This is a genomic window from Propioniciclava sp. MC1683 (genome assembly GCF_014164675.1).
GTDB lineage: Bacteria > Actinomycetota > Actinomycetes > Propionibacteriales > Propionibacteriaceae > Propioniciclava.
This window is the reverse complement of sequence record NZ_JACJFX010000002.1, coordinates 1-20,465: the sequence shown is the minus strand read 5'-3', so window position 1 is coordinate 20,465 and position 20,465 is coordinate 1. Positions and strand designations below refer to the sequence as shown.

The following is a 20,465-nucleotide window of genomic DNA, read 5'->3' as shown; positions in this document are numbered from 1 at the left end:
CCCAGTGCCCGTCCCAGCGCGACCCCCGCCGGTAGTGTGAGGCGACATGGAGGCCCGCAGCTACCTCGAGAACATCGCCAACCGCACCGCGATGCGCGCGGTGATCGCGACGATGACGAAGCTGCTGCTGGTGGCGACGCTGGTCGGCGGCGTGCTCCTCATCATCGTCTCCGGCGGGCACCCGGCCGCGCTGATCATCGGCGCGGTGCTGCTGGTGGGGTCGCTGGTGCTGGCCCGCGACGTGGTGGTCGTCACGCGCGAGGCTCGCCAGAACCCGCTCGACCTCGCCTTCGAGCCGGCCCCCGACCGCGGCCTCGTCACGCCCGGCACCGTCTTCGGCCTCGCCCTGGCCCTGGCGTTGTTCGGCGGCGTGCTGGCCGCGGTCACCGGGTTCGGCGACGGCACGGTCTCGGCCTTCGCCTGGGGCCTGCTCGGCGTGGGGGTCGCGCTCGCGCTCATGGGCATCCCGACGCTCGGCGTCCAGGACCGCAAGTGGAAGGTCCTCTCCGACGCCCTGGCCGCCCACCCGAACCTCGTCGGTTACCTGCAGGACGCCCGCGCCCGCTTCCCCAAGACGGCTCCCTTCCCGTTCTCCGCGCCCACCGACCGGGTCACCATCCCCTGAGAATCGGCGTGGCGGCTGGAACCTGACGGCTCCCTCGTTCGTTGATGGGGGTATGAGCACCACGACCGACGCCGAGTTCACCGAATTCGTCGACGCCGATCACTCCTACCTGTCGCGGGCGGCGTACCTCATGGTCGGCGACCGGTCGGTCGCCGAGGACCTGCTGCAGGAGGCACTGGTCCGCACCTACCGGAACTGGCGCAGGGTCCAGCCCGGCATGGCGCGCGCCTACTGCCGCCGGACCATGCTCAACCTGACCACCGACCGGTGGCGGCGCAAGCGGTTCGAGGCCCCCAACCTCACCGACCCGGACGCCCACACCGCCAGCCGGTCGGCCGCCGACTACGCCGGCGTCGAGGACCGCGACGACATCGCCCGCCAGCTCGCCCTGCTGAACCCCCGGGAGCGGGCGATCGTGGTGATGCGGTTCTACTCCGACCTGTCCGAGGCCGACGTGGCCGCCGAGCTCGGCCTGCCCCTGGGCACCGTGAAGTCCACCTGCCACCGGGCCCTCCAGCGGCTGCGCTCCGCCGCCGAGCCCACCACGACGGGAGCCTGACATGACCCCTCTTGACGAGAACGAGGCCCGCGCCCGCCTGCAGGGCGTCGCACCCGGGAACCACCCCGACGTCGCGTCGATCATCGCGACCGGACGCCGCCGCAACCGCAACGCCGCCCTCGCGGGCACCGCCGCGACCGTGATCGCGGTCGCCGCGATCGGGATCGGCGTCGCCCAGTTCTGGGACGGTCCGACCCGCGACGCCGTGCCGGCCCCGCTGCAGACCCCGTCCACGGAGCCGACGCCCAGCGCATCGCCCACCCCCGACCCCAGCGAGACGCCGAGTTCCACGCCGAGCCCGACGCCGTCGCCGTCCGGGTCGCCGACGCCCAGCGATTCACCCACGCCCGCGGCGTCCGACACCCCGGCCGCGCCGCAGGACCGGCCGACCATCCAGGGCCTGCCGGGAGGCGTGATGCTCGTGGACGGTGGCCAGGTCGGCCGCATCGCCGACGGCAACGCCCTGCCCACCGCCGACTTCCTGGCGCTGATGGGCACCCCCGACGAGACCACCGAGTGGCCCACCTGCGGGAACCGCCCCCTGAAGAACACGACCTACCGCTGGGGCGACCTGCAGGTGCTGGTGCTCAACGAGATCGACAAGGAGTACGAGTACGGCTTCTCGTTCCCCGAGAACGAGGTCGCGGGCTGGCTCATCGACCCGACGCTCGACGGCGAGCCCGGCCTGTCGTTCCCGATGACCGGGCCCGAGGGCACCCAGATCGGCGACACGCTCGCCACGCTGGAGCAGCGCTTCACCACCGACGAGTGGGACTACGTCGGCATGACCGGCGACACCTTCGACATCTTCGTGGGCGACACCATGGGCGCGAGCTTCGCCCTGGACGCCGACAAGAACGTGAAGTCCATGGGCGCCGGCTACGAATGCCGCCGCTGACCTCCCGGACGGCGAAGGCCCCCGCGGTTGCGGGGGCCTTCGTCGTGTCGGTCAGGCGTGCACCGGGTGCGCGCGCAGCTGCGGCGGCTCGTGCGCGCAGAACGGCTCCTCCGCGAGGTGGTCGCCGGTCATCGCGTAGGCACGGGCCCGGGACCCGCCGCACGCGTCGCGGTAGCCGCAGACGCCGCACTTGCCCTTGAGCAGGGTGCGGTCGCGCAGCTCCTTGAACACGGGCGCGTTGCGGTAGATCTCGATGATGTCGTCGTCGCGGATGTTGCCCGCCTTGATCGGCAGGAACCCCGACGGCATGACGTCGCCGGTGTGGCTGATGAAGATGAACCCGTCGCCGTCGTTGACGTTGCGGGCGCGCCCGATGCCGTCGCTCTGCGAGTAGTGCATGCCGCGGGTCATCACCTCGTGGACGTCCTCGTCGGCGCCCGCGCGCACCTCGGCGCGCTTGCGCTGCATGACGACGCGCGAGTACTGCGGGGCGGCGGTCGCCTTGATGTCGAACGGGGCCGTCTTGCTCAGGTCGTAGAGCTGGTGGAAGACCGACTCGAACTCCTCCGCGGACGCCACGTCGTCGGCCTTCGCCCGGCCCATGGGCACCAGGAAGAAGACCTCCCAGAACACGACGCCGAGGGTCGTCATGAGCTCGGTCATGGCGTCCATGTCGTCGATGTTGGCCTTGCGGATCACCGTGTTGACCTGCGTCGACAGCCCGACCTCCTGCGCCTCGCGCAGGATGCGCAGGCCGTGGTCGAAGCTGCCCTTCACCCGGCGGAACTCGTCGTGGATCTCGGCGTTCGATCCGTCGAGCGAGATCGCCAAGCGGGTGAGGCCGACGTCCTTGAGCTGCTGCAGGAGGTCCTTCGTGGCGAGCGACGTCGTCGCCGGCGTGATGCCCATGCGCATGCCGAGGTTGGCGCCGTACTCGACGAGCTCGACGATGTCGGGGCGCTTGAAGCAGTCGCCGCCCGAGAACACGAACACGATCGGGCCGAACTCGCGCAGGCGGCGCATCATCGCCTTCGCCTCGTCGGTGGTGAGTTCACCCTTGTCGCGCAGGGGCTGCGCCATCGCGCGGCAGTGCTGGCAGGCGAGGTCGCAGGCCTGGGTGGTCTCCCAGATCGCGATGAACGGCGCCGAGTCGAAGTCGAGGTTCCGGCGCGACGGTGCGCTGTGCGGGTGCCCGCCGGGGTGGCCCCCCGGATGCCCGCCGGGATGCCCTCCCGGGTGTCCGGGGTGACCGCCCGGGTGACGCGGCGTTGCTGCGAGGTCAGTCATGGGCGAGAGATTACTACGACGTGACGTAGGAGATGCCATCGGGTCGGCCGACCCCTCCCGGGACCGGCAACCGGTGCCCCCGATCAGGGCGATTCGGGCCGCTCGGCTTACGCTGGTGCGTGATGAAGCACGTGATCCGCGGCCTGGTGGGCGTCGTGGCCGCCGCCGTGGTGGTCACGGGCTGCAGCGCGCCCGGTGCCGGGACGCCGGCGTCCAGCACCCCCTCCCCGGTGGCTGCACCCGTGGGTCGCGCGGCCGAGACCCCCCGCCCGGAGGTGTCCGCATCCCCCAGCCCGGTGGCGACCCCGAGCCCCAGCCCTTCCCCCACCCGAACGCCGGCACCCACCCCGTCCACGCACCCGACGGACTCCCCCAAGGCCGGGAAGGCCACCGGCCCGATCACCGACACCCCGTTCGAGGTCGACGGGATCCCGGTCGTGAGCAAGGACCACCGCCTCTCGGCGTCCTACGTGCCGCCGTGGGCGGGCGAGCCGAACGGCCTGCACCCTGACGCGACGGCCGGCTTCAAGGCGCTCCAGGCCGCCGCGAAGGCGGACGGGCTGCGCCTCACCATCCGGTCCGGCTACCGGAGCCACGCCACCCAGAAGGCGAGCTTCGCCAACGCGCGCAAGCAGTACAACGAGAAGACCGCGCGGCTCTACTTCGCCGAGGCCGGGGCGTCCGAGCACCAACTCGGCCTCGCGCTCGACGCCTGGGACGGCAAGAACCGCGGCACCGCCTTCACCCGCACCCCCCACGCCAAGTGGCTCGCCGAGCACGCCCACGAGTTCGGCTTCATCGTGCGCTACCCGCAGGACAAGACGCACATCACCGGTTACGGGTGGGAGTCCTGGCACCTGCGCTGGGTCGGCACCGAGGTGTCCCAGCACTTCACCCCCGGCTCGGGCCTGACTCTCGAGGAGTACCTCGGGCTGGCCTGACGTGCCAGACTGCCGCATGGCCACCACCACCGACATCGTCGTCGTGGGCGCCGGGCTCGCCGGGCTCGTCGCCGCCTGTGAAGCCGCGGACGCCGGCGCGCGCGTCCTCGTGCTCGACCAGGAACCCGAGCAGTCCCTGGGCGGGCAGGCCCACTGGAGCCTCGGCGGGCTGTTCCTCGTCGACTCCCCCGAGCAACGCCGGCTCCGCGTGCGCGACTCGTTCGACCTCGCGTGGTCCGACTGGCTGGGCTCGGCGCAGTTCGACCGCGACGACGACCTGTGGCCACAGCGCTGGGCCGAGGCGTACGTGCACTTCGCCGCCGGCGAGAAGCGCGCGTGGCTCGCGGCGCAGGGCCTCAAGCTCTTCCCCGTGGTCGGCTGGGCCGAGCGCGGCGACGGGCGCGCCGACGGCCACGGCAACTCCGTCCCGCGCTTCCACCTGACGTGGGGCACCGGCCCCGGGGTCCTCGAGCCGTTCCTCCGCCGCGCCCGCGCGCACGAGGCGTCCGGACGCCTCAGCTTCGGCTTCCGCCACCGCGTCGACGAGGTCGTCGTCGAGGACGGCCGCGCGGTCGGCGTCCGGGGTGCGGTGCTGGCGCCCGACGCCACCGCCCGCGGCACGGCGTCCACCCGCGAGGTGGTCGGCGACTTCGAGGTCCGCGCCGGGGCGACGATCGTGACCAGCGGCGGGATCGGCGGCGACCTGGACCTGGTCCGGCGGTTCTGGCCCGAACGCCTCGGCACCCCGCCCGAGCAGATGGTCGCGGGCGTCCCCGCGCACGTCGACGGTCGCATGCTCGGCATCACCGAGGCAGCGGGCGCGAGTCTGGTCAACCGCGACCGCATGTGGCACTACACCGAGGGCCTGCACAACTGGGACCCGGTGTGGGCCAACCACGGCATCCGCATCCTGCCCGGGCCCAGCTCGCTGTGGCTCGACGCGTTCGGACGCCGACTCCCGGCCCCCTGCTACCCCGGCTTCGACACCCTCGGGACGCTGCGCCACCTGCGGACGACCGGGCGCGACTGGTCGTGGTTCATCCTGACGGCAAAGGTGATCGAGAAGGAGTTCGCGCTCTCGGGCAGCGAGCAGAACCCCGACCTGACCGGGCGCGACCTGAAGCTGGTCGCCCAGCGGGTCAAGCCCGGCCCGCCCGGGCCGGTCCAGGCCTTCCTCGACCACGGCGCCGACTTCGTGCAGGCCACCTCCGTCGACCAGCTGGTCGCAGGCATGAACGCGCTCGTCGGCGAGGACCTCGTCGACGCCGCCGCCGTGCGCCACATCGTCGAGGCCCGCGACCGCGAGATCGCCAACCCGTTCGGCAAGGACGCCCAGGTCACCGCCCTGCGCGGCGCCCGGAACTACCTCGGCGACAAGCTGATCCGCGCGGCGTCCCCGCACCGGTTCCTCGACCCGAAGGCCGGCCCGCTCATCGCGGTGCGGCTGTCGATCCTGACCCGCAAGACCCTGGGCGGCATCGAGACCGACCTCGACGGGCGCGTGCTCCGCGCCGGGGCCGCCTCCGCCGAGCGCGAGCCCATCGACGGCCTGTACGCCGCGGGCGAGGTCGCCGGCTTCGGCGGCGGCGGGATGCACGGCTACAACGCGCTCGAGGGCACCTTCCTGGGCGGCTGCCTGTTCTCCGGCCGGGCCGCCGGCCGGGCCGCAGCCCGCGGCGTCCGGTGAAGTGCCACACGCACGCTGATGCATTTCCGGGTGGAGGAACCCCAAGGATCCTTGGGGTCCTGCCACCCGGAAATGCATCTGGTTACGATGGCCGGACCGACGTGAGAGGGGCGACGATGCCGAAGTCCACCGAGATCACCATCCCCGTACCGAACGGGCCCGACGGGGCCGGCATGCCGGCGACGCTCGTGCGGCCCGACTCCCCCATGGGCGCGGGCATCGTGCTGGTGCAGGAGATCTTCGGCCGCACCGCCTACATGCGCAAGCGTGCGATGGACCTGGCCGAGAACGGGTACACCGTGGTCCTGCCGCAGGTGTACTGGCGGATCGGCATCGACGACATCCCCGAGGACTCCCCCGACGCGCTCATGGTCGCGGTCGGCCACTCGCAGGCGGTCGACTGGGACCAGGCGGTCGCCGACATCCGCACCGCGACCACCTGGCTGCGCGCCGACCCCGAGAGCGAGCACGCGGTCGCGCTGGTGGGCTTCTGCTTCGGCGGCGGCCTCGCCTACGCGGCGCTGCAGGGGGTGCGCGGTCCCGAGCACGCCGACGCGCTGGTCAGCTACTACGGCTCGGCGCTGCCGGACCTGGTCGACGGACCCACCGTGCACGCCGCGAGCCTGCACCACTTCGGCGACGCCGACGCGTTCATCCCGCGCGAGGCGATCGACCACATCCGCGAGGTCGTCGAGGCCGACGGCGCCGAGTTCCACCTGTGGGACGACGCCAACCACGCCTTCGACAACCCGACCCCCGAGCTGGGCCTGCACGACCCGCGCGCCTCCCGCGAGGCGTGGGAGGTCACCCTCGACTGGCTGGCCGAGCACCACCCGGCCTGAGGCAGAAACGCCGCTCCCCGTCAGGTGCGCCGGTTGCAGCCGGTGCATCTGACGGGGAGCGGGCGCGTCTGTCAGCGCTCGACCTGGGCGATCTCCTGACCGGAGGCCTTCCAGGCGGTGAAACCGCCGTCGAGGTGGGCGACGGTGTCGAAGCCCATGTCCTGCAGCGTCTTGGCGGTCAGCGCCGAACGCCAGCCGGAGCCGCAGTAGAGCACCAGGGTCCGCCCGTCGTCGAGCGAGGCCTTGTAGTACGGGCTCTCGGGGTCGACCCAGAACTCGAGCATGCCGCGCGGCGCCTTGGACGCCCCGGGCACCATCCCCTCCCGCACGAGCTCGCGCGGGTCACGGATGTCGACGAACTGGTAGGTCGGGTCGTCGAGCAGGCCGACGGCCTCCTCGACGGTGATGTTGCGGATCTCGGCGCGCGCGGCCTCGACGAGGGACGCCGACGGGCGGGCCAGCGGGGTACCGGGTTCGCGGGTCATGGGCCTCATCCCTTCAGGACCGCAGCGATGGACTCGCTGACGTAGCCGACGTTGTCGTCGTTCAGGGCGGCCACGCAGATGCGGCCGGTGTCGGTGCCGTAGACGCCGAACTCGTTGCGCAGGCGCACCATCTGGTCCTTGGTCAGGCCCGAGAAGGAGAACATGCCGACCTGGTCGGTGATGTAGCTGTAGTCGCCCTCGACGCCGGCAGCCTTCAGCCCCTCGACCAGCGCACCGCGCATCGCCTTGATGCGGTCGCGCATCTCGCCGAGCTCGTCCACCCACTGGGCGCGCAGGTCGGCGTCCGACAGCACGGTCGCGGCGAGCTGGGCGCCGTGGGTCGGCGGGTTGGAGTAGTTGGTGCGGATCACGATCTTGACCTGCGACAGGACGCGCTTGGCCTCCTCGGCGTCGGCGCACACGATCGACAGGGCGCCGACGCGCTCGCCGTAGAGCGACAGGCTCTTGGAGAACGAGGTCGACACGAAGAACGACGGGACGCGCTCGGCGAACTTGCGGACGGTCGCGCCGTCCTCCTCGAGGCCCTCGCTGAAGCCCTGGTAGGCCATGTCGAGGAACGCGACGAGGTCGCCGGCGAGGACGGTCTCGATGACCTGGTCCCACTGGTCGGCGGTCAGGTCGTAGCCGGTCGGGTTGTGGCAGCAGGCGTGCAGCACGACGACCGTGCCGGGGGCCGCGGCGCGCAGGTCGGCGAGCATGCCCTCGAAGTCGACGCCCTTGGCCTCGGCGTCGTAGTAGGCGTACTTCTCGACGGTGAACCCGGCGCGGGTGAACAGCGCCTGGTGGTTCTCCCAGCTCGGGTTCGAGATGAGCACCTTGGCCTCAGGGTTGACCTGGCGCAGGAAGTCGGCACCCACCTTCAGGGCACCGGTGCCGCCCAGTGCCTGCACGGTGACGACGCGGTCGTGCACGCCGGAGCCCTCGCCGAAGACGAGGTCCTTCACGTCGGCGTCGTAGGTGGCCAGTCCGTCGATGGGCAGGTAGCCCTTCGCGGCGGCGGCCTCGGCGAGCTTCTTCTCGGCGGCCTCGACGCAGCGCAGCAGCGGGAGCTTGCCGGAGGCGTCCTGGTAGACGCCCACGCCGAGGTTCACCTTCTGCGGGTTGGTGTCGGCCTTGAACTGCTCGGTGAGGCCGAGGATGGCGTCCGGGGGTGCCTGCTGGACATCGGAGAACAAGGACATGGGGTCCACCTTTCGTGAGCGGGATCCAGCCTAGTGCTGGGGTCCCCCCGACACACCGGCCGTCCGCAACGGCGGGCTGGTGGCCCACGTCGACGGTGGTGGCGGCCCCCGGACGCCCGGGCCCGGCCTGCTCGCGCAACAGGGCGCCCCGCTGCGCCACGGAGTTGCGGCTCCAGCCGTTGGTGTCGGTCTACCGCAACGGCAGCGCGGCCATGGCCTCCAGCGCCTCGCCCGAGGTGCGGTAGACGGTCCACTCGTCCATCGCGACCGCGCCCATGGCCTTGTAGAAGTCGATCGAGGGCTCGTTCCAGTCGAGCACCCACCACTGGAACCGGCTGTAGCCGCGCTCCACGCACCGCCGGGCCAGCGTGACCAGCAGGTCGCGGCCCAGCCCCGACCCGCGGTGGGCGGGGTCGACATAGAGGTCCTCGAGGTAGATGCCGTGGCGGCCGTCCCACGTGGAGTAGTTCAGGAACCAGATCGCCATCCCGACCACGCGTCCGTCGACCTCGGCCACGTCGGCGAACAACGCCGGGTTCTGCCCGAAGAGGGCGCGATCGAGGTCGGACGCCGTGGCGGTCACGGCGTCCGGCTCTCGTTCGTAGACGGCCAGGTCGACGATGAACTGGTGGATGGCCTCGACGTCGCGGGGCTCGGCGGGTCTGATCACCCGCCCCAGTGTGCCGGGATCAGGCGGTCTCGTCAGCGGCACCGGTGCCGGGCTGGACGGTCCAGCTCGGGGGCTCGTCGCGGCCCGCCTCCTCGTCGGCCTCGGCATCCTCGGCCGTCGCCTGCACGATGCCCTGCGCGTGGTGCACGGGGGCGTAGACCGCGTACAGCTGCAGCGGCTCGTCGCCGGTGTTGATGACGTCGTGCCACATGCCGGCGGGCACCTGGATCGACCAGCCGTCCTCGACGGCCTGCTCGAAGGTCACCTCGTCCTTGGCGGGGCCCATGACGCAGCGGCCGGTGCCCGCGTCGACGCGCAGGAACTGGTCGGTCTCGGGGTGCACCTCGAGGCCGATCGAGCTGCCGACGGGGATGGACATGAGGGTGACCTGGAGGTACTTCCCGGTCCACGCGACCGTGCGGTAGTTCTCGTTCTCGACGGTCGCGCCCTCGATGTCGAACGCGTTGGGGTTGGGTCCGTTGTCGATGATGTCCATGGACCCCACGGTAGCCAGCCGGGGGCCGGCCGGCCAGCGAGGCGACCCTTCCCCCGGCACTCCCGGAACGAGCTCAGATGCGCGGGTCGGAGCTCGGGTCGACGCCGGTCACGTCCTCCATGTCGTCGGCGACATCCTCGACGTCGGCGTCGTCGGTGGCCACCAGGTCGGCGTAGGTGGGGTTCTTCTTGATCCAGCCCTGCACGTAGGGGCACTGCGGGTCGACCCGGTAGCCCTCGGTGCGGATGTCGTCCAGCCCGGCCCGGACGAGCTCGCCCGCGAGGCCCTGCCCGGAGAACCGGTCCTCGACGGTCGTGTGGGGGAGCGCGACGACGCCCTCGTCCACCATGTAGTCGAGCCAGCCGGCCAGTTCGCCGTCGACGTGGATCTCGAAGCGGTTCTCGTCGGTGTTCTTGGTGACCTCTGCCATGGAGCCAACCTAGTCGGCCCCCCAATGCGGCCGAAAGTGGTACCCGAACGTGACGTGGGCAGCCCGCATGTTGTCGTCACTTTCAACTAAGCTCCGCCCCATGGCTCTCACACGGCGCACCCTCCTCACGCTCGGCGGTGGCCTCGCGGCCACGACCGCCCTGGCCGCCTGCGGCTCGAACACCGGCCGTACCGCCGCCCCCTCCGCCTCGCCGGCCGGCACCCCGGCCGCGACCCCCTCGGGCACGCCCGACCCCGACGCGGGGCGTCCGGCGCTGTCGCAGTGGTACCACAAGTACGGCGAGGACGGCGTCGAGGCCGCGGTCAAGAAGTGGGCCGCCGAGTACCCCGGCGCCGAGGTGAACGTGAACTGGGTGCTGGCCGACTACGAGAAGACCCTCGCGGCCGCCCTCCTGACCCCGACGGCGCCCGACGTGTTCGAGTACGCCAACGGCCCGACGCTCGACATGATCAAAGCCGGCCAGGTCGCCGACCTGACCGACACCATCGGCAGTTCGCGCGGTGACTTCACCCCGTCGGTGCTCGACCGCCTGACCTACCAGGACAAGGTCTGGGCCGTGCCGCAGACGGTCGACATGCAGCTGCTCTACTACCGCAAGGACCTCCTCGAGGCGAAGAACCTCACCGCCCCCACGACGCTGGAACAGCTGACCCACGTCGCCACCACGCTGGCCGAGGGCGGCGACATCGGCGGCTTCTTCGCGGGCAACGACGGCGGCATCGGCGTCCTCGGCCTGCTGCTCATGTGGGCGGCCGGCGCCGACGAGATGAACGAGGCGCGCACCGAGGCCGCGTTCAACACCGGCGACTTCCACGCGGGCATCGCCCAGTTCAAGCAGCTGTTCGACTCCCCCGGCATGGTGAAGTCGGCCAGCGCCGACTGGTCCGACGCGTCGCCGTTCATCAACGGCGAGGCGGCCCTGCAGTGGGGCGGCATGTGGGACCTGCCCAAGGTCATCGCCGCGCACGGCGAGAACTTCGGCGTGCTGCCGTTCCCGGCGATCGGTGGCTCCGGCCGCCAGGTCGTGCCGTTCGGGGCGTTCAGCGCCTGCGTGTCGGCGAAGTCCGCCAACGTCACCGCGGCGAAGAACTTCGTGAAGTGGCTGTGGATCGACGCCGAGGACAAGCAGGTCGAGTTCTCCGACGCGTTCGGCACCCACATCCCGGCCAAGCCGAAGCTGTTCGGCCAGGCCAAGCAGGTCGCCGAGGGCCCGGGTGCGGACGCCGCGAAGTTCGTCACCGACCACGGCCGCTCGAACGCGCTGTTCTGGACACCGGCCTCCGGGGAGGCCTACTCCACGGCCCTGTCGAACGTGGTGAAGAACGGTGCGGACGCCGCGACCGAGTTCGGTGCGGCCGCCGAGAAGGTCACCGCCGAGCTGGCGCGCGTCGCCTGACGTCGTGGCCGACGGTTCCCGTTCGGGGACCACGCTCGCCCGGAGCAACCGCCGGTGGTTCTGGACGTTCGTGACCCCCTTCCTGGCGGGGCTCGTGGTGTTCGTCTACGTGCCCCTGCTGTGGAGCCTCTACCTGTCGTTCTTCGACGCCCGGAACACCGTCACGCCCACCAGCTTCGTCGGCCTCGGCAACTACGCCTACCTGCTGCAGGACCGGCTGTTCGTCGACTCGATGGTGACGTTCATCGCGTTCGCGCTGTTCATCGTCCCGTTGACGTTCGCCTGCTCGCTGGGCCTGGCGCTGCTGCTGCAACGCATCACGGTGCTGCGCGCGTTCTTCCGCTCGGCGTTCTTCCTGCCGACCGCGGTGAGCTACGTGATCGCGTCGATGGTCTGGCGGATGTCGTTCTTCCACGGCGCCCGCTTCGGCCTGACCAATACCGTGCTGTCCTCGCTCGGCCTCGACACGATCAACTGGCTGGGCGGTGAGAACTCCTGGTACTGGCTCGTGCTGGTCAGCCTGCGCCTGTGGCTGCAGGTCGGGTTCTACATGATCCTGTTCATCGCCGGGCTCAACCAGATCGACCCGCAGCTGTACGAGGCGGCCGCCCTCGACGGGGCGAGCGCGTGGCGGCGGTTCCGGCACGTGACGTTCCCGCTGCTGCGGCCCACCTCGGTCGCCGTCGCGATGCTGCTGTTGTTCAACGCCTTCCAGGCGTTCGACGAGTTCTACAACACGCTCAACACCGTCGGGGGCTACCCGCCGTACGCCCGACCGCCGCTGGTCTACCTCTACCTGATCTCCTTCGGTGGCGGCGCCCAGGACCTCGGCATCGGCTCGGCCGGCACGATGATCCTCACGCTGGTGATCCTGGTGTTCTCGTTCCTGCAGAACCGGCTGCTCTCGATCGGGGCCGACAAGTGAGGGCCTCGAGCTGGGGCACGACGCTGGCGTACGTCGCGGCGTCCGGGCTGGCGGTGTTCTTCCTGCTGCCGTTCTACGTGATCTGGCGCAACGCGTTCTCGACCCAGCAGCACATCATCGCCCCGCGGTGGAACTGGTGGCCCAACCAGCTCGACACGACCACGCTGCAGGCGGTGCTCGGCAACGCCAACTACGGCGTCCTGAGCGCGCTGGGGGTCTCGGTCGTGGTGGCCGTCGCGCAGACCGTGGCGACCGTCGTGATCGCGATGATGGCCGGCTACGGGCTGTCGCGGTGGCGAACGCGTGCCTCGAGGATCATCCTCGGCATGACCGTGTTCACCCTGATGGTGCCGGCGATGGTCACGTTCGTGCCGACCTTCGTGATGGTCAGCACCCTGGGCTGGATCTCGACCTACCGGGGCCTGGTCATCCCGGTGATCTTCTCGGCGTTCGCGACGTTCCTGTTCCGGCAGCAGTTCCTGGAGTTCCCCCGCGAGCTCGAGGAATCGGCCGCCCTCGACGGCGCCAACACCTGGACCACCTTCTGGCGCATCGTCGTGCCCAACGCCATGGGCACCGTCGCCGCGGTGGGCACGATCACGTTCATCGGCGCCTGGAACGCCTTCCTGTGGCCGCTCCTCATCGCCCAGGACCCGCAGATGCGCACCATCCAGGTCGTGCTGAGCCAGTTCATGACGTCGCAGGGCATCCGCTACCCCGAGATGTTCACCGGCGCCCTCATTGCGGTCGCCCCCGCGCTGGTGGTGTTCCTGTTCCTCCAGCGCTGGCTCGTGCAGGGGGTCGCCCGCTCGGGTTTGAAGTAGTGGAACCATGGGGGGCATGAGCGACTCCACCCCCGTGATCGAGGTCCGCAACTTCACGATGAGGTTCGGCGACAAGGTCGTCGTCGACGACGTGAGCTTCGAGGTCCGCCCCGGTGAGACGTTCGGCCTCCTGGGCGCGAACGGCTCCGGCAAGACGACCACCGTCCGTGCCCTGCTCGGCATCTACACCCCCACCGCCGGCGAACTGCTGGTGCACGGGCGCCCCTTCGACCCGGCCGGTGACTACTCGCTGGGCTACCTGCCCGAGGAGCGGGGGCTGTACCGCAAGGAGCGGGTGCTCGACGTGATGACCTACTTCGGCCAGCTCAAGGGCATGGAGCGCTCCCACGCGGCGCTGTGGAGCCAGCAGTTCCTGCAGCAGATCGGGTTGGGCGACAAGGCCAACGCCAAGCTGACCACGCTGTCGGGCGGCCAGCAGCAGAAGGTGCAGCTCGGCGTCACGATCATGGACAACCCGAGCCTGCTCATCCTCGACGAGCCGACCAAGGGCTTCGATCCGGTCAACCGGCGCCTCCTGCTCGACCTGGTCGAGGCGCAGCGCGCGGCCGGCGCGACCGTGGTGATCATCACCCACCAGATGGAGGAGGTCGAGCGCCTCTGCGACCGCATCCTGCTGCTCAAGGACGGGCGCGCGGAGGCCTACGGCACCGTCGCCGACGTCCAGGACGCCTACGGCGCGGGCATCGTCCGCCTCCACTTCTCCGGAAGGCTGCCCCAGGAGCAGGGGTGGCGTCCGCTCACCCTCGAACGCAACTACGCCGAGCTCGAACTCCTCGAGGGCACCCACCCGCAGGCCGTGCTGCGCCAGCTCGTGGACGCCGACGTCGAGGTCCGCTCCTTCGACGCGTCACGCCTGTCGATGGAACAGGTGTTCCTCAAGGTGTACGGCCACGCGCCGGGCGAGGCGGTGGCGGCATGAGGCTCCACAACATCGGGCCCGTCATCGGCTTCGAGGTGCGCCGCACGCTGACCAAGCCGACATTCTGGCTGACGTCCCTGAGCGTGCCGCTGCTGATGCTCGTCATCTTCGCGCTCATGTGGTTCAGCAACGCAAGCACCGCGGCGTCCCTCGACGCCCAGCGCGACGAACCCGTCGCCTTCACCTACTCCGACGCCTCGGGCCTGGTCTCCCCCGAGGTCGCGACCGAGATGGGTGGCACACCGGCCCCGGACGCCGCGGCCGCGGCCCAGGCGGTGCGCGAGGGCCGGGCCCAGCTCCACCTCGACATCCCCGCCGACCCGTCCCACGAGATGGTGCACATCGTGGGCGCCGACCAGGGCCTCATCGGCTCGGGCAAGTGGCACGCCGTCGCCCGCGACCTGCTGCAACGCTCGGCGTCCGAGCAGGTGGGCGACCCGATGGTGACCTCGGTGTTGCTGAGCGTGCCGACCACGGCTGAGCTCTGGAAGGACGGGGTGCGCAGCCCCGGCATCGGCGCGGCGATCCTCCCCGGCCTGTTCCTGGTGCTGCTCTACATGGGCGTGATCATGCTCGGCCAACAGATGCTCAACATCACGGTCGAGGAGAAGGAGAATCGCGTCACCGAGATGATCCTGACCACGATCGACCCGCGGGTCCTCATCGTCGGCAAGGTCATCGCCGCGCTCATCGTGGGCATCGTGCAGGGGCTCGTCCTGCTCGTGCCGGCCCTGGTGGCGGCGTTGGCCTTCCCCGGGCTGATCGGCGGCGGCGCCGCGAGCGCGGCCCAGGACCCCGACCTGACGGCGATCCAGGCGGCCGGTCTGGGTGACTTCACCGTCGACCCGGTGCGGATCCTGCTCGCCGCCGGCCTGTTCGTGGGCGGCTTCCTGCTGTTCGTGGGCCTGCTCGTCGCGATCGGCTCGATCATGCCGACGGCCAAGGATGCGGGGTCGGCCTTCGGCGTCATCATCATCGGCATGTTCCTGCCGCTGTACACCGCGGCGATGGTCATCAACGACCCGGGCGGGCCCGTCGCCCTGTTCCTGACATGGTTCCCGCTGACCGCACCCGTGACCGCCCTGCTGCTCAACGCGCTGGGGCTCCTGTCGGTCCCGGCGGCCCTCGGGGTGATCGCGCTGCTGCTCGCGTGTGCGCTGGGGTTGCTGTGGGCGGGCGTGCGGCTGTTCCGCCAAGGGTCGATCTCCTACGACAAGCGGCTCAACATCGCTAAAGCCTTTCGCACTTCTGGTAAATCTCAGAAGATTTGAGCGCCTTCGGCGGAAATCTCCGCAAGCGCTAGGATGAGGCCTCGCCCATGAAAGGGGATGCGACATGGCCCTGGAGCCCCGCACCGAGCGGCAGAAGGCCGCGATCGAGGAAGTCGAGACGTACGGCGCGCACAACTACTCCCCGCTGCCGGTGGTCATCTCCGCGGCCAAGGGCGTCCATGTCACCGACCTCGATGGCACGACCTACATCGACTGCCTGTCGGCCTACTCGGCGGTCAACTTCGGCCACGGCCACCCGGCCCTGCTCGCGGCCGCCGAGGCCCAGCTCGCGCGGGTGACGCTGACGTCGCGGGCGTTCTACTCCGAGCCGTTCGGGCCGTTCGTCAAGGCGCTCGCCGCGCTGTGCGGCAAGGAGATGGTCCTGCCGATGAACACCGGCGTCGAGGCCGTCGAGACCGCGATCAAGGCCGCGCGCAAGTGGGGCTATGAGTCCAAGGGCGTGGCCGAGGGCCGGGCGAAGATCATCGTGATGGAGGGCAACTTCCACGGCCGCACCACGACCGTGATCTCGTTCAGCAACGACCCCGAGGCGCGCAAGTCCTATGCGCCGTACACGCCGGGCTTCGTCCAGGTGCCGTTCGGGGACGCCGACGCGATCGAGGACGCCATCGACGACGACACGGTGGCGGTGCTGTTCGAGCCGATCCAGGGCGAGGCCGGCGTGATCGTGCCCCCGGAGGGCTTCCTGACGAAGGTGCGCGAGATCACCCGACGTCGTGGCGTGCTGATGATCGCCGACGAGATCCAGGCCGGGCTGGGCCGCTCGGGCGCGACGTTCGCCTGCGACCGCGAGGGCGTGGTGCCCGACGTCTACATCCTCGGCAAGGCGTTGGGCGGCGGCATCATGCCCCTGTCGGCGGTCGTCGCCGATCGTGACGTCCTCGGGTTGTTCCAGCCGGGCCAGCACGGGTCGACGTTCGGCGGCAACCCGCTCGCCTGCGCGATCGGCTCGGCCGTCATCGAGCTGCTGGGCTCCGGTGAGTTGCAGGAGCGCTCGCGCGTGCTGGGCGAGCGGTTCCGCGCCGGCCTGCAGCCGCTGCTGGACGCCGGGTGGGCCACCGAGGTCCGCCAGGCCGGCCTGTGGCTGGGCGTCGACGTCAACCCCGACCTCGGCACGGCGAAGGAGATCTGCTACCGGCTCATGGAGCGCGAGGTGCTCGCCAAGGACACCCACGGCCACACGATCCGCTTCGCTCCCCCGCTGGTGATCACCGAGGACCAGATCGACCAGGTCGTCGCCCACACCATCACCGCGTTCGAACAGGCCGCCACGCAGGTCCGTTAGACTCACACCGACCTGTCGTCGACGTGAGGAATGAAATGACGGACCGCATCAGCCGCTGACCCCGCGCTGATCCCGCCTCCTTGGCGTTCAGCGCTCCCCCGCTGCTGAACGGAACCGTCATGCCTGTTGTCCTCTCCCACGTCGGCCTGTCCTGGCCCGACGGTCGCACCCAGTTCGCCGACGTCACCGTCGCGTTCGGCCCCGGACGCACCGGGATCGTCGGCGACAACGGGTCCGGCAAGTCCACCCTCGCCCGGCTCGTGCTGGGTGATCTCCGGCCCACCTCGGGAACCGTCCGCGTGGACGGCGAGGTGGGCCACCTCCCGCAGTCCGTCACGACGCTGCCGGGTGCCACGCTGGCCGACCTGCTCGGCGTCCGCTCGATCATGGACGCCCTCGCCGCCGTCGAGTCGGGCGACGCCGACCCGGCCCACTTCGACGCCATCGGGGATTCCTGGGACATCCACGAACGGACGGCCGCGCTGCTGGCGGAAGCCGGGCTGGCCATCGAGCTGGGGCGTCCGGTCTCGGCCATGTCGGGCGGCGAGGTCGTGCTCGCCGCACTCGTCGGGCTGCGCCTGGCCCGGACGCCGGTCGTCGTGCTCGACGAGCCCACCAACAACCTCGACGGCGCGACCCGGGAGCGGCTGTACGGGCTGGTCGACCACTGGCCCGGCACGCTCCTCGTCATCTCCCACGACCCCGGCCTCCTGCGGCGCATGGACGCGATCGCCGAGGTCCGCGACGGCGAGGTTCGGCTGTACGGCGGTGACTTCGACGCGTGGCGCGACCAGGTCGAGGCCGAGCAGGACGCGGCGCGTCGGGCCGTGCGGGACGCCGCCTCGGAGCTGCGGATCCAGAAGCGCCAGGCGCTCGAGGCCGAGGCACGCGCAGCGCGGCGGGCCCGTGCCGGCCGGGCGTTGCGGGCGACCGGGAACATGAGCAAGGGCGCCCAGGACTTCTACCGCAACCGAGCCGAGAAGAACACGGGTCGGCTGAAGGCCGAGGCGTCCGGTCGGGTGTCGGACGCCCGCACCGCGCTCGACGCCGCCGAGGCCCGCGTGCGCGATGACGAGGCGATCCGGATCGACCTGCCCGATGTGGGGGTGGGCGCGGGCCGACGGTTGGCGTCCTTCACCACCGACGCCGCGACCCACGTGATCGCCGGACCCGAGCGGGTCGGCCTCGTCGGGGGCAACGGTGTCGGGAAGACACGGCTGTTGGGGGCGCTGCTGGCCGGGGGGTCGGCGGGCGGGGTGGAGGCACGGTTGGAGACCGAACGCGTCGGCTACCTGCCCCAACGCCTGGACCTGGATCCGCACGTGGCTGCTCTGGACTGGGTGGCGGCCGGGGCGCCGAGCGTGCCGGTGCCGGAGGTGCGCCAGCGCCTGGCGCGGTTCAACCTGCGGGGCGACGACGTGTTCCGGCCGGTGGGGACGCTGTCGGGCGGGGAGCGCTTCCGGGTGGCGCTGGCCCGGCTGCTGCTGGCCGACCCACCGCCCCAGTTGCTGGTGCTCGACGAGCCGACCAACAACCTCGACCTGACCACCGTCGACGCACTCGTCGATGCGCTGTCCGCCTATCGCGGCGGCGTGTTGGTGGTCAGCCACGACGACGACGTGCTCGCCCGGCTCGGCGTCACCCGGCTGTTGCGGTTGGACGCCGAAGGTCTGGTCGAGGAGCCCCGACCGTCCGGTTGATCAGGAGGCGTCGAGCCGACGCGGATGTGATTGCTCCGGCTCAGCGAGCAAGGTCGGCGCATTCAGCGCGTCTTGAGTACTTCGATCGCACAGCGGGGCCCTGACGCTTTCGACAACCGCTCGTCGCCGGTCCGCAGGGTGGCTCCCAGTGCTTCAGCCAGAGCGACATAGGCCGCGTCATAGACGGTGAGGTTGTCCCGCAGCTCCCAGCGCCGTGTCGGCCAAGTGCTTCAGACGAGGAAGGCCCCCAGATCCGATTCTGTGTGGACGCGGGTCTGGCCCCGATAGCGAGCCAGATAGGCAGCGACCGCTCTCACCACAGGACCGGTCGTTGCATCGATGAGGACGGGGAACAGGACAGGCTGGTTACTGGTCATACAAGATCGTGCGCCCCCGAAACCGAGGACCGCTACCGGCCGGCACCGAAGGTCGCCTCTGCGAACAGGTCGCCGAACTCACGGTGGGCCGATCCGCTTTGTTCAACGTGGGAGAAGATCACCACACGACCGAGGTCGGGTTCGTGGCGGTCGTAGTCGAATCATCCGAATTGGCGCAGTTGCTCGAGCAAAGCGAGTGACCAAGTTCTGCGCCGTGTGCGGCATGGGCGGATATGACGCGATGCGTTATAGTGGGTGGGTGATCAGATCCTTCCGGGGCTCAGCAACCGAACGGCTCTGGTCACGACAACAAGTGAAGAGCATTGATCCACGCATTGAGCGGGTCGCCCTGCGGAAGCTGGTGATGCTGGACGCTGCTGAGGTCTTGGAGGATCTCCGGGTGCCTCCCGGTAACCGCCTTGAGGCACTCCGCGGCGACCGAGCTGGACAACACAGCATTCGGATCAACCAGCAGTGGCGTATCTGCTTCACCTGGACCGACGCCGGACCTACCGATGTCGAGATCGTCGACTACCACTGAGGAGGGAACCCCATGACGACCATCACACCCATCCACCCGGGCGAGATCCTGATGGAGGAGTTCCTGGAGCCCCTGCAGATCAGCCAGAACCGTCTCGCGGTGGCGATCGGCGTCCCCCCGCGCCGGATCAACGAGATCGTGCACGGCAAGCGGCGCATCACCGCCGACACGGCACTCCGGTTGGCCCGCTACTTCGGGACCACCGACCGGTTCTGGCTCAACCTCCAGACTCGCTTCGACCTCGAGATCGAGAAGGGCCATCTCGGGAACACCCTCGACCAGATCGAGCCGCTCCAAGCTGTCTGACCAACGCACGCCGCGCGGCAGATGGGCGAACTGCCGCGGTCGAACCCATCCGAGTGGGATGGCTTTGACTCGCTCGTCGGGGTGATCACGTACCGAACCCATCCCCACCGGATGGCTTCGACCGATCGCAACCGGGGCGATGCAGCCCAGGACACGTGCACCATCCCGCCAGCGGATCGAAACAGGGGTGCACTCATCGGCAGATCCGGTAAGGGACATCCACCGCGTTCAGGGGGCTGTCAGCATGAGGCAGCGCGCGTCTCTCGGCTCACGCCTTTCGCAGAATCCGCTCCCGGACGGCTCGGCTTCTCATCGTTTCGCAGAATCACGTCACGTTTCGCAGTTTCGCCGCGCCCGGACAACAGCTGATGTCCGGGCGGGCCGAAAGTGCGAATCATCTCCCGCTCACGCCAGCGATTCTGCGAGTACCGAGCGCCCGCCAAACTGCGAGTAGGTCGCCACGCGCGACCGCGCGGTCCGCGGCAGAAGAGTGCTTCGAGCAGGTGAGCGGGCCCAAGGCACCGGGGCTGGCAACTGAAAGCCACGTGAGGGGGACCAGTGCCAGATAATCGTACTGCCAACCACCGTTGTGGTGTCTGCCACACTCAGCCCTGATCCACCGGCCGTGATTCTTGGTGGTGACTTTCCTCCGTTTTGACGCTTCACTCGGGGGTGGGCGTGTCGGGTCCGCCGGTCTGCCCGGCCCTTCCACTTCGGGGTCCTTGGTTGCGCCTGT

General features: G+C 70.3%; 21 protein-coding genes. 15 read left to right on the top strand and 6 right to left on the bottom strand.

Annotated elements, in window-relative coordinates; translation table 11 throughout:
* Positions 1-46 precede the first annotated feature (46 nt).
* From H5397_RS02030 to H5397_RS02020, 3 genes are read left to right on the top strand one after another with little or no spacing between them, the layout of a single operon-like run.
* Positions 47-625, top strand: a complete 579-nt coding sequence (locus H5397_RS02030; RefSeq protein ID WP_182814655.1) for a hypothetical protein — start codon at positions 47-49, stop codon at positions 623-625.
* Positions 626-677: 52 nt separating this feature from the next.
* Positions 678-1,184 (top strand): SigE family RNA polymerase sigma factor, encoded by a 507-nt coding sequence (locus H5397_RS02025; RefSeq protein WP_182814654.1) that lies wholly within the window; start codon positions 678-680, stop codon positions 1,182-1,184.
* Position 1,185: 1 nt separating this feature from the next.
* The gene (locus H5397_RS02020) at positions 1,186-2,082 is read left to right on the top strand and encodes a hypothetical protein (RefSeq protein ID WP_182814653.1); all 897 of its coding nucleotides are present in this window, start codon (positions 1,186-1,188) and stop codon (positions 2,080-2,082) included.
* A gap of 51 nt (positions 2,083-2,133) precedes the next feature.
* On the opposite strand, the gene H5397_RS02015 is transcribed toward H5397_RS02020, so the two are convergent.
* A complete protein-coding gene (locus H5397_RS02015; RefSeq protein WP_182814652.1) occupies positions 2,134-3,369 on the bottom strand; it encodes a TIGR04053 family radical SAM/SPASM domain-containing protein in 1,236 nt (411 codons plus the stop codon).
* A gap of 122 nt (positions 3,370-3,491) precedes the next feature.
* On the opposite strand from H5397_RS02015, the gene H5397_RS02010 reads away from it, so the two are divergent.
* The 3 genes from H5397_RS02010 (at position 3,492) to H5397_RS02000 (ending at position 6,839) form a co-directional block, all read left to right on the top strand.
* Complete coding sequence (locus tag H5397_RS02010) at positions 3,492-4,310, top strand: M15 family metallopeptidase (protein ID WP_182814651.1); 819 nt, start codon at positions 3,492-3,494, stop codon at positions 4,308-4,310.
* Positions 4,311-4,326: 16 nt separating this feature from the next.
* Positions 4,327-5,997 (top strand): FAD-binding dehydrogenase, encoded by a 1,671-nt coding sequence (locus tag H5397_RS02005; protein ID WP_182814650.1) that lies wholly within the window; start codon positions 4,327-4,329, stop codon positions 5,995-5,997.
* A 116-nt stretch (positions 5,998-6,113) separates the two neighbouring features.
* Positions 6,114-6,839 (top strand): dienelactone hydrolase family protein, encoded by a 726-nt coding sequence (locus H5397_RS02000; RefSeq protein ID WP_220491920.1) that lies wholly within the window; start codon positions 6,114-6,116, stop codon positions 6,837-6,839.
* Positions 6,840-6,910: 71 nt separating this feature from the next.
* Here H5397_RS02000 and H5397_RS01995 read toward each other — a convergent pair whose 3' ends face one another.
* From H5397_RS01995 to H5397_RS01975, 5 genes are all read right to left on the bottom strand, one after another.
* The gene (locus H5397_RS01995) at positions 6,911-7,324 is read right to left on the bottom strand and encodes a rhodanese-like domain-containing protein (protein WP_182814649.1); all 414 of its coding nucleotides are present in this window, start codon (positions 7,322-7,324) and stop codon (positions 6,911-6,913) included.
* Between the two features lie 5 nt (positions 7,325-7,329).
* Positions 7,330-8,526 (bottom strand): amino acid aminotransferase, encoded by a 1,197-nt coding sequence (locus tag H5397_RS01990; protein WP_182814648.1) that lies wholly within the window; start codon positions 8,524-8,526, stop codon positions 7,330-7,332.
* A gap of 190 nt (positions 8,527-8,716) precedes the next feature.
* Complete coding sequence (locus H5397_RS01985) at positions 8,717-9,196, bottom strand: GNAT family N-acetyltransferase (RefSeq protein WP_182814647.1); 480 nt, start codon at positions 9,194-9,196, stop codon at positions 8,717-8,719.
* 19 nt (positions 9,197-9,215) lie between these two features.
* Complete coding sequence (locus H5397_RS01980) at positions 9,216-9,692, bottom strand: cupin domain-containing protein (protein ID WP_182814646.1); 477 nt, start codon at positions 9,690-9,692, stop codon at positions 9,216-9,218.
* 73 nt (positions 9,693-9,765) lie between these two features.
* Entirely contained in the window at positions 9,766-10,122 is a 357-nt protein-coding gene (locus H5397_RS01975) for a GNAT family N-acetyltransferase (protein ID WP_182814645.1), read from the bottom strand.
* Between the two features lie 100 nt (positions 10,123-10,222).
* Here H5397_RS01975 and H5397_RS01970 point away from each other — a divergent pair, with 100 nt between their 5' ends.
* The 9 genes from H5397_RS01970 to H5397_RS01930 all read left to right on the top strand — a co-directional run bounded on the left by H5397_RS01970 (position 10,223) and on the right by H5397_RS01930 (position 19,729).
* Positions 10,223-11,539 carry an ABC transporter substrate-binding protein gene (locus tag H5397_RS01970; protein WP_182814644.1) on the top strand — a complete coding sequence of 439 codons (1,317 nt, stop codon included), beginning with the start codon at positions 10,223-10,225 and terminating at the stop codon, positions 11,537-11,539.
* A gap of 4 nt (positions 11,540-11,543) precedes the next feature.
* Positions 11,544-12,464 carry a carbohydrate ABC transporter permease gene (locus H5397_RS01965; RefSeq protein ID WP_182814643.1) on the top strand — a complete coding sequence of 307 codons (921 nt, stop codon included), beginning with the start codon at positions 11,544-11,546 and terminating at the stop codon, positions 12,462-12,464.
* Entirely contained in the window at positions 12,461-13,288 is an 828-nt protein-coding gene (locus H5397_RS01960; RefSeq protein WP_182814642.1) for a carbohydrate ABC transporter permease, read from the top strand. Before H5397_RS01965 ends, H5397_RS01960 begins: the two co-directional genes overlap by 4 nt.
* A gap of 16 nt (positions 13,289-13,304) precedes the next feature.
* Complete coding sequence (locus tag H5397_RS01955) at positions 13,305-14,228, top strand: ABC transporter ATP-binding protein (RefSeq protein ID WP_220491918.1); 924 nt, start codon at positions 13,305-13,307, stop codon at positions 14,226-14,228.
* The gene (locus tag H5397_RS01950; protein WP_182814640.1) at positions 14,225-15,499 is read left to right on the top strand and encodes an ABC transporter permease; all 1,275 of its coding nucleotides are present in this window, start codon (positions 14,225-14,227) and stop codon (positions 15,497-15,499) included. Before H5397_RS01955 ends, H5397_RS01950 begins: the two co-directional genes overlap by 4 nt.
* Before the next feature lie 64 nt (positions 15,500-15,563).
* Positions 15,564-16,805, top strand: coding sequence for an ornithine--oxo-acid transaminase (rocD, locus tag H5397_RS01945; RefSeq protein ID WP_182814639.1), 1,242 nt, complete (start codon positions 15,564-15,566; stop codon positions 16,803-16,805).
* Positions 16,806-16,924: 119 nt separating this feature from the next.
* Entirely contained in the window at positions 16,925-18,505 is a 1,581-nt protein-coding gene (locus H5397_RS01940; RefSeq protein WP_182814638.1) for an ATP-binding cassette domain-containing protein, read from the top strand.
* Positions 18,506-19,141: 636 nt separating this feature from the next.
* Positions 19,142-19,423 carry a type II toxin-antitoxin system RelE/ParE family toxin gene (locus tag H5397_RS01935; RefSeq protein WP_182814823.1) on the top strand — a complete coding sequence of 94 codons (282 nt, stop codon included), beginning with the start codon at positions 19,142-19,144 and terminating at the stop codon, positions 19,421-19,423.
* 12 nt (positions 19,424-19,435) lie between these two features.
* Entirely contained in the window at positions 19,436-19,729 is a 294-nt protein-coding gene (locus H5397_RS01930) for a HigA family addiction module antitoxin (RefSeq protein WP_182814637.1), read from the top strand.
* The last annotated feature ends 736 nt before the right edge of the window (positions 19,730-20,465 follow it).

Coding starts and splice junctions, on each gene's coding strand:
- H5397_RS02030 (WP_182814655.1), top strand. CDS start 47: ATGGAGGCCCGCAGCTACCTCGAGAACATCGCCAACCGCACCGCGATG.
- H5397_RS02025 (WP_182814654.1), top strand. CDS start 678: ATGAGCACCACGACCGACGCCGAGTTCACCGAATTCGTCGACGCCGAT.
- H5397_RS02020 (WP_182814653.1), top strand. CDS start 1,186: ATGACCCCTCTTGACGAGAACGAGGCCCGCGCCCGCCTGCAGGGCGTC.
- H5397_RS02015 (WP_182814652.1), bottom strand. CDS start 3,369: ATGACTGACCTCGCAGCAACGCCGCGTCACCCGGGCGGTCACCCCGGA.
- H5397_RS02010 (WP_182814651.1), top strand. CDS start 3,492: ATGAAGCACGTGATCCGCGGCCTGGTGGGCGTCGTGGCCGCCGCCGTG.
- H5397_RS02005 (WP_182814650.1), top strand. CDS start 4,327: ATGGCCACCACCACCGACATCGTCGTCGTGGGCGCCGGGCTCGCCGGG.
- H5397_RS02000 (WP_220491920.1), top strand. CDS start 6,114: ATGCCGAAGTCCACCGAGATCACCATCCCCGTACCGAACGGGCCCGAC.
- H5397_RS01995 (WP_182814649.1), bottom strand. CDS start 7,324: ATGACCCGCGAACCCGGTACCCCGCTGGCCCGCCCGTCGGCGTCCCTC.
- H5397_RS01990 (WP_182814648.1), bottom strand. CDS start 8,526: ATGTCCTTGTTCTCCGATGTCCAGCAGGCACCCCCGGACGCCATCCTC.
- H5397_RS01980 (WP_182814646.1), bottom strand. CDS start 9,692: ATGGACATCATCGACAACGGACCCAACCCCAACGCGTTCGACATCGAG.
- H5397_RS01975 (WP_182814645.1), bottom strand. CDS start 10,122: ATGGCAGAGGTCACCAAGAACACCGACGAGAACCGCTTCGAGATCCAC.
- H5397_RS01970 (WP_182814644.1), top strand. CDS start 10,223: ATGGCTCTCACACGGCGCACCCTCCTCACGCTCGGCGGTGGCCTCGCG.
- H5397_RS01955 (WP_220491918.1), top strand. CDS start 13,305: ATGAGCGACTCCACCCCCGTGATCGAGGTCCGCAACTTCACGATGAGG.
- H5397_RS01950 (WP_182814640.1), top strand. CDS start 14,225: ATGAGGCTCCACAACATCGGGCCCGTCATCGGCTTCGAGGTGCGCCGC.
- rocD (WP_182814639.1), top strand. CDS start 15,564: ATGGCCCTGGAGCCCCGCACCGAGCGGCAGAAGGCCGCGATCGAGGAA.
- H5397_RS01940 (WP_182814638.1), top strand. CDS start 16,925: ATGCCTGTTGTCCTCTCCCACGTCGGCCTGTCCTGGCCCGACGGTCGC.
- H5397_RS01930 (WP_182814637.1), top strand. CDS start 19,436: ATGACGACCATCACACCCATCCACCCGGGCGAGATCCTGATGGAGGAG.